This is a genomic window from Arthrobacter sp. R4-81 (genome assembly GCF_054792365.1).
This window is the reverse complement of sequence record NZ_CP096445.1, coordinates 3,484,266-3,496,343: the sequence shown is the minus strand read 5'-3', so window position 1 is coordinate 3,496,343 and position 12,078 is coordinate 3,484,266. Positions and strand designations below refer to the sequence as shown.

11 protein-coding genes are annotated in these 12,078 nt (G+C 62.7%); 4 read left to right on the top strand and 7 right to left on the bottom strand.

Annotated elements, in window-relative coordinates:
- The first annotated feature begins 37 nt into the window (after nucleotides 1-37).
- The gene (locus M1E05_RS16110) at nucleotides 38-310 is read left to right on the top strand and encodes a hypothetical protein (protein ID WP_461163528.1); all 273 of its coding nucleotides are present in this window, start codon (nucleotides 38-40) and stop codon (nucleotides 308-310) included.
- 10 nt (nucleotides 311-320) lie between these two features.
- Here the strand turns inward: M1E05_RS16110 and M1E05_RS16105 are convergent, their stop codons facing one another.
- Nucleotides 321-1,298 carry a trypsin-like serine peptidase gene (locus M1E05_RS16105; RefSeq protein WP_461165269.1) on the bottom strand — a complete coding sequence of 326 codons (978 nt, stop codon included), beginning with the start codon at nucleotides 1,296-1,298 and terminating at the stop codon, nucleotides 321-323.
- Nucleotides 1,299-1,635: 337 nt separating this feature from the next.
- Here M1E05_RS16105 and M1E05_RS16100 point away from each other — a divergent pair, with 337 nt between their 5' ends.
- Nucleotides 1,636-2,106 (top strand): MarR family winged helix-turn-helix transcriptional regulator, encoded by a 471-nt coding sequence (locus tag M1E05_RS16100; RefSeq protein ID WP_461163527.1) that lies wholly within the window; start codon nucleotides 1,636-1,638, stop codon nucleotides 2,104-2,106.
- A gap of 151 nt (nucleotides 2,107-2,257) precedes the next feature.
- Nucleotides 2,258-4,477 carry an NADP-dependent isocitrate dehydrogenase gene (locus M1E05_RS16095; protein ID WP_461163526.1) on the top strand — a complete coding sequence of 740 codons (2,220 nt, stop codon included), beginning with the start codon at nucleotides 2,258-2,260 and terminating at the stop codon, nucleotides 4,475-4,477.
- A 76-nt stretch (nucleotides 4,478-4,553) separates the two neighbouring features.
- On the opposite strand, the gene M1E05_RS16090 is transcribed toward M1E05_RS16095, so the two are convergent.
- From M1E05_RS16090 to M1E05_RS16065, 6 genes are all read right to left on the bottom strand, one after another.
- Nucleotides 4,554-5,183 carry an SRPBCC family protein gene (locus tag M1E05_RS16090; RefSeq protein ID WP_461163525.1) on the bottom strand — a complete coding sequence of 210 codons (630 nt, stop codon included), beginning with the start codon at nucleotides 5,181-5,183 and terminating at the stop codon, nucleotides 4,554-4,556.
- 147 nt (nucleotides 5,184-5,330) lie between these two features.
- Complete coding sequence (locus tag M1E05_RS16085; RefSeq protein WP_458113551.1) at nucleotides 5,331-5,801, bottom strand: mucin-associated surface protein; 471 nt, start codon at nucleotides 5,799-5,801, stop codon at nucleotides 5,331-5,333.
- Complete coding sequence (locus tag M1E05_RS16080) at nucleotides 5,798-7,009, bottom strand: serine/threonine-protein kinase (RefSeq protein WP_461163524.1); 1,212 nt, start codon at nucleotides 7,007-7,009, stop codon at nucleotides 5,798-5,800. The genes M1E05_RS16085 and M1E05_RS16080 overlap by 4 nt, the downstream gene beginning before the upstream one ends.
- 246 nt (nucleotides 7,010-7,255) lie before the next feature.
- Nucleotides 7,256-8,479 (bottom strand): hypothetical protein, encoded by a 1,224-nt coding sequence (locus M1E05_RS16075; RefSeq protein ID WP_461163523.1) that lies wholly within the window; start codon nucleotides 8,477-8,479, stop codon nucleotides 7,256-7,258.
- Between the two features lie 87 nt (nucleotides 8,480-8,566).
- A complete protein-coding gene (locus M1E05_RS16070) occupies nucleotides 8,567-9,334 on the bottom strand; it encodes a hypothetical protein (RefSeq protein WP_461163522.1) in 768 nt (255 codons plus the stop codon).
- 314 nt (nucleotides 9,335-9,648) lie between these two features.
- The gene (locus tag M1E05_RS16065; RefSeq protein ID WP_461163521.1) at nucleotides 9,649-10,716 is read right to left on the bottom strand and encodes a Gfo/Idh/MocA family protein; all 1,068 of its coding nucleotides are present in this window, start codon (nucleotides 10,714-10,716) and stop codon (nucleotides 9,649-9,651) included.
- 138 nt (nucleotides 10,717-10,854) lie between these two features.
- Between M1E05_RS16065 and M1E05_RS16060 the strand changes: the two genes are divergently transcribed.
- Entirely contained in the window at nucleotides 10,855-12,075 is a 1,221-nt protein-coding gene (locus M1E05_RS16060) for an efflux RND transporter periplasmic adaptor subunit (RefSeq protein WP_461163520.1), read from the top strand.
- Nucleotides 12,076-12,078: the final 3 nt, after the last annotated feature.

The window sequence follows — 12,078 nt, the reverse complement described above, 5'->3', positions numbered from 1 at the left end:
CTAGCCTCGCTGCGCTCGGCTAGGGAACCCGGGCGGCGTGGGCCCAGCACCGGGCACCAGCCGGGAACAGTACGACGGCGACTGCCCCTTCGCGGGACGGTCGCCGTCGTCGTATGTTCAGTTGTTGACCTCAGCGTTCCGTGCCGTCCTGATCCTGGGCCTGATCATGGGCGGAGCCGTTCGCAGGGTCGGGTACCTCAAGGGTCCGCCCTGCAGGCTTTGCTTGCGCCATCCGTTCGGGAGTCCAGTACTCAAGGACCTCCTCAGGCGTCTCCTCTACCTGATGGGAAGTGACCTGGGGATGGCCTGAGTCGTTGGACTCACCTGGCTGATGAGGCATCCGAGTACGCCTGACGGATGACTGATCCCCAGTACGGGCCGTACATGATGGGGTACTTCTTCCCGTAGCCGTAGCTGTTGACTGAGTTTTGGACGCCGCCGGACCCTGAGCCGATAAACCAGGGGCCGCCTGAGGACCCGCCAGTCATGTCACAGGAAATGCCCTGGGAGTTGAACTGCGGGTTGAAAGGATCATCGCTGGCTGTCCCGGTGCAGCTTACCAGGGACGTGCCGTCGAAGGGCTTTGCGGCGGGGTAACCGTAAGAGGTGTAGCTCAGGCCGCGGGGGGCGTTGAATTCGACACCAGAGGCTCCAACGGTATCCGCCAGGGTCTTGCCATTAACAGGGGCGACGACGGCGAACCCGGTGTCGTATTGCATGTCACCTGCAGAGCTCCACTGGGTGGGCGTGTGCAGGGAGGTGGCAGCGAACCTGCCGTACGGTTCCGCGCCGTTCAGATAGGCGGGAACGAAGACGAAGTTAGTGGCGAAAGCGCCGGGCCCTTCGTTAAGGCAGTGGCCGGCGGTGGACACAGTGCTTCCGTTGGCGGACGCCACGGAGTTGCCTGAGCAGACGTAGTTCCCGCTGGGAAGGGTGAAGAAGACCTTCCCGATGTGGGACACCGGCGCTTCATCGGTATGCAGGCTGGGCTTGCTCGGCGCCGCCTGACCGGAGATTTTGGTGCTTGAGCCCCTCTCCACGGTGTCCGCGCTGGACTTGTTGCCCCGGGCCACGGCTTTGTTCGCCAGAACGTCGCCAGGGATGGCATTACGCATCCGCTCCGCGGTCCAGTATTCGGCGGCACCTGAAGCATTAACCGCTTTGCTTGTTACGCCGCTCGAACCGCCTTCGTCCACCGCGGCAGGTGCAGCCGTAGCCGCCCCTCCGGCTGATATAACAAGGAGCGCTGCAGCCGAAAGGCTGAGTAAACTCGTGGCGAGAGACCTGGACCTGTTCATCATTTTCCTTACACCCGTGGAAGGGCGGCCCCCAAATAGCCGCCCGAGTAGTGAGCTTGAACCTATCCAGATATGACCACTTTGTAAACGAAGGTTTCGCGCCTGTTTGCTCAAGCAATGCTCAAGGAAGCTTCCGCCCATTTTTCAAAGTCGGTCGTTGACGAACTCTTCAGGGTGGAAGTCGACGAACTCCGCAGCTCCACATACGCCTGGCGCAGCAATGGAGTGGCTTGGGCTTAACGCACTGTCTCCGCGTACTACTCCGCCATGCATTCCACCGGAGCCAGGATGTCGGCGAGGGCGGGATCGTGGCGGCTATCAACTATAGGATTCAGCAATGACCCGGCCCCGCACCACGGAGATCCCGCCGCCCGGAGGCCTCGAGCGGCTGTTGGGAAGTCCCCTCGTAACCGAGATCGAATTCCTGACGGCGCGTGCACGGGCGCTGGGGAGTGCCAAGGCCAACGCGCTGCTGGCGCCACTGGACCTGAAGATCAGGTCGTACGCCGTGCTGTCATTAGCTTGCAGCGCCGCGGCGCCGTCACAACGCGAACTCGCTGAATTCCTGCTGCTGGATCCGAGCCAGATCGTGGCCCTGGTGGACGGGCTGGAACAACGGGGGCTGGTCAAACGGGAAACTGACCCTCAGGATCGCCGCTCCAAGGTCATCAAAGGCACGGCCAAGGGTCGGCGGCTGCTTGCCCAGGCGGCCGTGGCCACACAGCAGGCGGAAGACCAGGCCATGGGTAATCTCACCGCAACCGAACGTACCCAGCTCAGGGACCTGTTGCGGAGAATTGCTTTCTAAACGAGGCCCTTCCGGGCCCAGGCGGCCGCGCGGCGGTAACGCAAGTGCTTTTGGACACAGGCGTGGGCGCCAACCTCGCGTCCTCGGGTAAGTTAGACCTGTTGAAATAACACAGACTCCAGCTATACGCATACACCAGGGAGACACCTGAATGGCCAAGATTATCTATACCCACACTGACGAAGCGCCCATGCTGGCCACCTATTCGTTCTTGCCCGTGATTGAAGCGTTCGCTTCGACTGCCGGTGTGGAAGTGGAGACCCGGGACATCTCGCTCTCTGGTCGTATCATCGCAGCATTCGGAGACTTCCTCGCTGACGAGCAGCGCATCAATGATGATCTCGCCGAACTCGGCGCGCTGGCAAAGACCCCCGAAGCAAACATCATCAAGCTCCCCAACATCAGCGCGTCACTGCCGCAGTTGAAGGCCGCCATCGCGGAGCTGCAGGGTAAGGGCTACCAGCTCCCGGATTACCCGGACAACCCCACCTCGGACGAAGAGACCGACATCCGGTCCCGCTACGACAAGATCAAGGGTTCGGCAGTAAACCCGGTCCTGCGCGAAGGCAACTCGGACCGCCGGGCTCCGCTCTCGGTGAAGAACTATGCCCGCCAGAACCCTCACTCCATGGGTGCCTGGAGCCCCGACTCGAAGACCAACGTCGCTCACATGGAAGCGGATGATTTCCGCTCCAACGAGAAGTCGGTGGTTATTCCTGCCGACGGCACCATCCAGATCCAGCAGGTCCGCGAAGACGGCACCGTCAAGGTACTCAAGAAGGCCTTCCCCGTCCTCGCCGGCGAGGTCATTGACGGTACGGTTATGCGTGCGGCGGCCCTGGACGAGTTCCTGGCTGCCCAGGTAGCCCGCGCCAAGGAAGAGGGCGTGCTCTTCTCCGCCCACCTGAAGGCCACCATGATGAAGGTCTCCGACCCCATCATCTTTGGCCATGTAGTGAAGGCCTACTTCGCAGAACTGTTTGAGACATACGGCAAGCAGCTCACAGCCGCCGGCATCAACCCCAACAACGGTCTCGCGGCTATCCTGAACGGGCTCGAAAACCTCCCCGAGGACGTCCGTGAAGGCGTTCAGGCTGCCATCAAGAAGGGCCTGGAAGATGGCCCTGCACTGGCCATGGTCGATTCGGACAAGGGCATCACCAGCCTCCACGTTCCCAGCGACATCATCGTGGACGCTTCCATGCCTGCCATGATCCGCTCCTCCGGCCACATGTGGGGCCCGGACGGCAAGGAAGCCGACACCCTGGCGGTCCTGCCGGACAGCTCCTACGCAGGCATTTACCAGGTGGTCCTGGACGATTGCCGTGCACACGGCGCCTTCGATCCCACCACTATGGGCACCGTTCCGAACGTAGGCCTCATGGCCCAGGCCGCCGAGGAATACGGCAGCCACGACAAGACCTTCGAAGTCCAGGCTGCCGGCACCATGCAGCTCGTGGACGGCGAAGGCAACGTCCTGATCGAACACCAGGTATTTCCCGGCGACATCTGGCGCGCCTGCCAGACCAAGGACGTGCCCATCCGCGACTGGGTCAAGCTCGCTGTCACCCGGGCCCGTGCCTCAGAGACTCCCGCAGTGTTCTGGCTGGACGAAACCCGCGCCCACGATGCAAACCTGATCGCTAAGGTACGGGAGTATCTGCAGGACTTCGACACTGAAGGCCTGCAGATCGAAATTATGTCGCCGGAGAAGGCCACCGCCTTCACTTTGGAGCGCATCCGCAAGGGCGAGGACACAATCTCCGTCACCGGAAACGTCCTCCGCGACTACCTCACGGACCTGTTCCCGATTCTCGAACTCGGTACGAGCGCCAAAATGCTGTCCATCGTTCCGCTGATCAACGGTGGTGGCCTCTTCGAAACCGGGGCCGGCGGGTCCGCCCCCAAGCACGTCCAGCAGCTCCTGAAGGAAAACCACCTGCGGTGGGACAGCCTTGGTGAGTTCCTCGCCCTTGCCGTCAGCTTCGAGCACCTTGCCACGAGCACGGGCAATGCCCGTGCCCAGGTGCTGGCTGACACCCTGGATCGGGCCACCGGTACGTTCCTGCTGGAAAACAAGTCCCCGAGCCGCCGCGTAGGGGAAATCGACAACCGTGGCAGCCACTTCTTCCTGGCTCAGTTTTGGGCCCGTGAACTGGCAAGGCAGACCAACGACGCCGAGCTCGCCGAGTCCTTCATCTCGATCGCCGAGGCGCTGACGTCCAACGAGGACGCCATCGTAGGCGAGCTGCTCGCTGTGCAGGGTTCTCCCGTGGACATCGGCGGTTACTACCGCCCCGACGTTGAGAAGGTAGCCGCCGTCATGCGTCCCTCTGCCAAGTTCAACGAAGTCCTCGCCGCGCTGAAGTAGCCCGGCCGGGTTAATAACGAAAAACGCCTCGCTGCTCCTTGGGAAGCAGCGAGGCGTTTTGTTGTCTTAGTACCTTTTAGCGGTCGGTTGGCCGGCCGTAGGGAGCGTCTGGAGCCATATCCGGATCAGTGTTCACAGGACGCTCGGTTGGGACGGCGCCGTAGCCCATCTCTTCCTCCATGGGCACGGTGGTTCCTGATGTGCCCGAGGCGGATGTCATGCCGGAAGCCGAGGCGGAAGAACCGCTCACCTCGCCACCGCTTACACTTTCGCGCCATGCACCGGTTTCCACTTCCCGTTCCTCAATGAACTTCTTGAAACGCTTGAGGTCTGCAGCTACCTGGCGGGAATCCAGCCCGATGGCTGCGCCAATGTTCTCGGCGGCTGAATCCGGTTCCCAGACGAGCTCAACGGTGACCTGCGTTTCTGTTGGGCCAAGCGCCTCAAACCAGACGGTTCCGGCATTCCTTGGCTGGTCCAGGCTCTCCCAGGTGACGCGGTTGTCTGGTTCCTGGAGCGTGATCGCGGCATCGTATTCCCGCTTGACGCCGGCGATGCTGGTCTTGAAATGGACGGTGGTGTCGTCAATCTGCGTGACAGAATCGACGCCGCTCATGAAATGCGGGAAGTCCTCAAACTGCGTCCATTGGTTGTAGGCCTGGCTGAGCGGGACGTTGACGTTGATGGATTCCTGAACTGTTGCCATGCGTAGTTCACTCCTTCAGCTGGCGGACCTGCGGTCCGCGGTTCTGATTCCGCAGGCTTCATGGGCCTGCTTAACCAACGTAGCCGGAATGAGAAAAAATAGTAAGCTAGCTGAGCAAAAGTGCCAGGCTGTAGCCGGAGGACAAGGCTAGCCGTCCTTGCCCTTGCCCTGGTCGCCGCCCTTATTATCGTTTCCGCCGTCGTCCTTCTTGGGCCCCTCTACTTGCGCGTCCTGCGGGGGAGCGGTCGGTATGGGAGAGGACGATGCTGCAGCCGCAGCAGCATCGGCCGCGGCCTTGGCCTGAGCGGCTGACTGGGCTGCAAGAAGATCAGTCCGCACAGCCTCTATGGCGGTAGTAATGCTTTGATGCCGTTTGAAGGACACCTCACCGTTGGCCCCGGCAGCGTCAAGCTGCTCTTCCAACTCCGCCAAGGCGACGAGGGCACCAGCCGGGTCGTTGGCAGCCGCAAGATCAGTCACGGTGAGGACCCGGGCCTGTAGCCGCTTGGCGGCGTCGTGCCCCAACTCAGGCTCTGTGGGTCCGCAAGCCGCCAGCGAGAACACCAGCAAGCAGCCTGTGACGGCGGCGCAAGCCCGCCGAAGTGCATGGCGGCTCATGGTTCCACGCTCTTCTGCAGCTGTTCGAGGTGTTCGCCGAGCGTTCCGGTGACGGTCGGGTACGGGACGACGTCGGGAGCCTTGGGGGCGGCGAGGGAAAGTCCGACGGCGGATACTGCGGCGATGACTGCCAGGATGAGCAAAACCAGTGCAATCCGCCCGCGCTTCCCCAACTGCCGGATCCTGGACTTACCAGCTTCACGGTTGTCACCATTCCCCATCGAGGCAGGGGAGGGTGAGATATCGGAGACATAGTCCTGCGAATCCCCCTGCAAGGACAGCGGCGCGTGGGACGGAATGGCTGGGAGCATGCGGGTATGTTCTTCCACCAGCGGTCCCGGAACGGACTCAGTGGAGTAGAGGGCCTGCCGCAAAGCTACTTCGATGTCGGCGGCAGTAGGCCGCTCCAAGGGATCAAGGGCAGTCATTGCCCTCAGCAGATCAGCCCATTCCTTAGGAACATCCGGCGGGATTTCCGGTGCGCGGTAAAGCCGCGCCACAGCGGACTCCACAGCGCTGCCGGGATATTCCACGGTGCCTTTGATGGACTCCAGAAGCACCAGGCCCAAGGAGAAAATATCGCTGGCCGGGCCCATTTCGGCGCCCTTGGCTTGTTCCGGGCTGAGGTATGCCGCGGTACCCACCATGGTCCCGGTGGCAGTCAAACGGGTGCCGTCGACGATGCGGGCAATGCCGAAATCTGTAAGCTTCGGCCGATCTGGCTCGCCCGGCCGGCCTGGGACCAAGAGAATGTTTCCCGGCTTGATATCGCGGTGGATGATGCCAAGGCCATGGACGTAAGCAAGCGCATCGGCAATGCCTGCTCCGATAACGGCAAGTTCGTCCAGCGACACCGGGCTGCGTCTGATTCTTGTCCGGAGGTCCTCGCCCTCGATGAGTTCCATGGTGAGGAAGGGCCTTGGTTCGTCCGGGTTCCGGTTATCAATTCCGGCGTCGAACAAGGTGACTAGACCAGGGTGGTTAAGGGTGGCCAGCAGCGTTATTTCAGCTTCCTGGCGCTTAAGCTCTTCGGCGTCCGGGGCCTGCGGGGCGAACAGTTTGAGGGCCACATCGCGGCCCAGATTCTCGTCCCGGGCGTTGTAGACGGAGGCCATTCCGCCGCGCCCGATCACCTCACCCAGTCTGTAGCGTCCGCCGACAACCTCGCTCTTGGTGTCGCTTGGCGAATCCACCACCGTCGTCCCCATCTCCTACTGGGCACAATGTCGCGCCGTACTTCAAGAATAATACGGTGACGGCTTTCCGCCCATTGCCGGAGGGTCCTCAACACCATTCTGTGACCCAAAGCGGACATGCCGATGGTCCGACCGTGAAGAATCCTGGACCCTTCACGGTCGAACCGCCGACGCAACAAGGACGTAGGTGTGTTTCTGGCTTCTAGGCGCCTCCTTTACTCCTTTGTCTTCCTCTGGAGATGTGAGTAAACAGCCCCGTCAGGCCTTCTTACGCCGAAGGATCATCAGCAGGCCGGCGAACATGAGAAGCAGGGCTACCGGAACCAGCGATGCATCAACGCCAGTCTTGGCAAGGGTCTGCTGGCTTGTTGTGGCCGTACCGGCACCAGCAGCGGCGACTGCAGGTGCCTTCACCAGGCCCGCGGTGTTCACTACCAGCCCTGAACCCGATCCAGCGGAAACAGCGCCCGTGGTGCTTCCCGGAGTGCCGGAGTTGCCACCAGGCGTGGTGCCGGTATTGCCGCCGGGGGTGGTTGGCGTGCCAGTACCGCCGGTTGTTCCGTCATCGGTGCCGGGACCATCGGTGCCCGGACCGTCGGTGCCGGGAGCAGTTCCGCCACAATCCACAGCGGAGCCTAGGCCAAGTCGCAGGCAAAGATCCAGAGCGACGTCGGTGCCGGTGCCCGTGTCTCCGGTGCCGGCGCCCACACCGAGGTCAACAGCGGCGTCAGCGGCGGCGGTGGTGTTGTCAAGGATGCCGGTTCCGGTTCCGGTGCCGAGGCCCAGGTTGAGGGCGGCGGCAGCATCAGCTATGACGGTTGTGTCAGCAACGGTGCCTGTGCCTGTGCCTGCGCCCAGGCTGAGGGCGGCGGCAGCATCAGCTATGACGGTTGTGTCGGCAACGGTGCCTGTGCCGGTGCCTGTTCCTGCGCCCAGGCTGAGGGCGGCGGCAGCATCAGCTATGACGGTGGTGTCGTCAACCGTGCCTGTTCCTGCGCCCAAGCTGAGGGCGGCGGCAGCATCAGCTATGACGGTGGTGTCATCAACGGTGCCTGTTCCTGCGCCCAGGCTGAGGGCGGCGGCAGCATCAGCTATGACGGTGGTGTCGTCAACTGCGCCCAGGCTGAGGGCGGCGGCAGCATCAGCTATGACGGTGGTGTCGTCAACGGTGCCTGTGCCGGTTCCCAGGTTCACGTCCGCTGCGACGTCAGCCACGAGTGCCGTTGAACCGGTGGTGGCAGGAGCTGCCGTGCCCAATGCGAGATTTGCAGTGGCGTTCAGCCCGGATGAGGTTGACGGCGTTGAGTCACCCAGCAGGCCCAACGACGTCGTGTTTGCGGCCACAGCCGCTGAGACCGAAGCGGTTACGGACTCGTCCGCTGCGCTGGTGGTGTCCGCTGCATTGGCAGCGGTTGCGCCGAGGGCAAGTAGCCCGCCGGCAAAGAGGGTGCTTAGCAGCCCTCTGCGAAGATGTGCATGCATAGGAAGTTCTCCTGGAGAGTTGGTGTAGGGAGCCCATGGCTGCCCTGATGGCCGTTTCTGCCGCGAAAAAGGGCAGGAAGGACCCAACTAGTCAGGAGATGAACCGGGGTCGAGCGACACCGGAGCAGGAGCATGCTGAGGGGGTCCGTCGGCCGCAGTGCTTCCCGGCTGCGGAAGATTGAGGGAGACATCAGTCAGGCAGGCAGCACCGCCGGAAGACCCGCCGGATGATTGGCCGCTGCCTGATCCCGATCCGGGTACGGCTGGAACCGTCTCAGGTCCGGGAGGTCCATTGCTTCCGTCAGGTGGACCAGTTTGGCCGGAAACACCGCTTCCACCGGAGGTATGTGCCAGCATGGAGGCCGACCAGAACCTGCCAGTAGCTCCAGTGGCGAAGGCTGCAGTGACATTCGGGGCGGCAGCAGATGCACTTGGTTCAGCTATGTCCGGCAAAGCCGCTTCCGGGTCCCCTGCTGCGTCAGAAACGTCAGGGAAATCCGGTCCGGGTATAGCGGTCTGGCCGACAAACTCCGTTACGACACCTGCCACCGGTTCCGGTAAGGTCACGTGTCCACCCGAAATGACGTCGGCGACGGGGGCCAGGACGGGTTGCAGAACTGGAATTGCTTCGGTGACGGGCGGAATTACGGCTTCCGCAAGACCGCCGACTGCACCTTCGGCGGCTATGCGCACCGGCGAAGTAACGTTGGTAACTGCATCGTCCGGCGGCTGCAGCAACCCTCTCGAGCCAAACGCGGGAGAAGGATCAGCCGCAGGCGAATGCGGAGGAACAGCGGACAAGGCATCAGCGGCGGCTGAGGTTACTGAAGAAACAGGTGACGTGAGTCCGCCCAAAATTGAGTCTGGCTGAGAGCCTGCATCAGCGCTGGCTCCAGGCGAAGAAAGCGCGAGCCACGCGACGGCTGCTGCTCCGCCCAAAAGCAGGGAACGAAGGGACCGCAGGGATCGGGGCGCACGCGAAGAAGGCTCAAAAAAACCCATAGATGGTCGCCCCCCTCCCATTTATGACGACTTGGCAACAGCGTATGCCGGTACGCCTTCCAGAGTCCATAGCCACAGTGCAGAAATCTGTCGAATGGAAGAATCTGAGTCACAAAAGCCATCACGGCTCAGGAAACCGGATCAGCACACCCTGTCAGCACACCGAGTCAGTGCGCGTCGTTTGGGTAGGTGACGCCCAGCTGTGCTCGCACACCGTCGAAGAGCCTCATAACGTTCAACGAATCATCAAGCGGCATCACGGGGCTTTCCGTGAGACCTTGTTGGATGCACCGGGTGACCTCACGGAGTTCGTACGAATAGCCCCGCCCGACGACGTCGAAGTGCTCCATCCTCGGTGCCTCGAAGCCGATCTTCACGGTGAGCTCCCGCGGATTGTTGATGGATCCGATGGTGTGAAGGTAGCCGAGGCTGCCTGCGACAGTGGCGGCGCGTGGCCCATGAGCTAACAGTGATGAGGTGAGCTGGGCCTGGGCGCCATGGTTGTATCCAAGCGTCAGCGCGTTCTGGGCGTCCACGCCGTCGTCGTTCACTGAGCCGGTGGCGCTGACGGTTTGCGGGAAGCCCAAGGTGCCCAACGCCCACAGCAGGGGATAAACGCTAAGATCCAGTAGGGCACCGCCACCGTCTTTCACGGCCCAGAGGCGTGCGGTGGGGGAGTACTCCGCCGGGAAGCCGAGATCGGCGTTCACCCACTGGATCTGCCCGAGTTCTCCTGACGCGGCGATCTCGAAGGCTCGTTGCATGCTGGGCAGGAAACGGCTCCAGACAGCTTCCATCATGAAGAGATTCCGGGACCTTGCCAGGGCGATGAGTTCGGCAGCCTCCCTGGCGTTAATGGTCAGGGCCTTCTCGACCAGGACGTGTTTGCCGGCGTTCAAGGCAGCAAGAGTGATCTGGAAGTGATTGGCGTGGGGAGTGGCCACGTACACCACGTCCACTGACTCTTGGGCGAGCAACCGCTGGTAGCCGGTGGCGTCGTCGTCGCCGAATGCGTGGGGAATTCCGAACTGGGCAGCGAATGCGTCCGCCGCCCCCTGGGTCCGTGAGCTGACGGCATGAATTTCGGCGTCGGCGAGCAGCGCCAGGTCCTTGGACACCGAATTAGCGATCCCGCCAGTGGCTATGATGCCCCAGCGCAATGTCCGGCCGGTGGCAGTGCGGGGATCCTGGTCAGGTTGGCTGAAGAGCCATGGCTTTGCGATCGGGGCAGTCATGGTGCCCATCTTCTCACTGCAGCGAGGAAAGCCTGGGCGTGGTGAGACCCGCGTCCATTGGCAGTCCTCGGCGAGGGTTAGGCTGTGAGGGCATCTCTCGCAGAGAGGTTCTGTGGGGAGTCACCGAATGGAGAAGAGATGAGAGTATTCAGGCGCGTCATTTTGCCCGTGGCCTGGCTGGCGGTGTTTTCCGTCATTGCCGTAACCCTGGTGAAAATCGCCTTTGTGGACGGCCTGAAGCCCGACGACGCCGTGGCCGGGCCAAGCGCCCAGGTCGCCATTCCGGTGGTGCAGGCGGCGCGCGCCACTGTCACCAATTCGGTGGAAATCAAGGCGACCGTCCAGAGCGACGCCCCTGCCGGCGTCCGAAGCACAGCCGCCGGTGTGGTGTCGCACATCTTCATGGAAGCCGGAGCCAAGGTTGCGCTCGGAGACCGCCTCTACCAGGTTCGCACAGAGCTTCCGCCCGAACCCACCGAGGAAACGGTACAGAGTACGACGACGGCGGGGGAGCCTGGTGCTTCCGCTCCCCAACAGATGACGGCCCGCGTTCCGCTCTACACGTACACCGATGTGCTGGCTCCTGTCTCCGGGACATTGGAAACGCTGACCGTATTGCTGAAGCAGCAGGTGGGCGTGGGTGAAGCGACGGGAACGGTAAACCCCGGCACGTTCACGGTTTCCGGTTCCGTCAACGCCGCCCAGCAGTTCCGGCTGCTTGCCAAGCCGGGATCGGCGCTGGTCTCGGTTGTGGGTGGACCTGCCCCCTTCACCTGTCCCAGCGTTGTTTTGAAAAACAACGCTGCCGGTGGCACCCCTGCGAATGCCGGTGGCGGTCTCGCTAGTGCCGGCGGGGGAAGCGTGGGGCGTTCAGTGCCATATGCCCAGGCCGGTCCAGGCGGAGGAGGGGCGGCGCCTGAGCAGGACACCACCCCCACCGGGACCCTTAGCTGCGCCATCCCGTCCGGCGTCGAAGTATTTGCAGGTTTGGGCGCCACTATGACTGTGACGGCGGGGGAGTCCGCCAACGTCGTGACCGTGCCGCTTACTGCTGTTCAGGGCAGTGTTAAGGATGGAATTGTTTGGCTCGCTCCAGCCGGAAGCGCCCCAGCCCCAGGAGGCGAGGGCGTTCCGGCGGGACCAGGTGCTGATGGTGCTGCAGCAGGTCCGCCGCAGGGAGCGCCTGCCAATGCAGCGCCTCCGGAACAGCGGAAGGTTCAGCTCGGCCTCAACGACGGCACGGTGGTGGAGGTAGTCTCGGGACTGGCCGAGGGCGAGTCCGTGCTGGAGTTTGTTCCGGGTGCCCCCGCCCAGGAGCAGCCCGGAGCGCAGTTCGGCCCCGGCCCGATGGGAGGCTGAGCT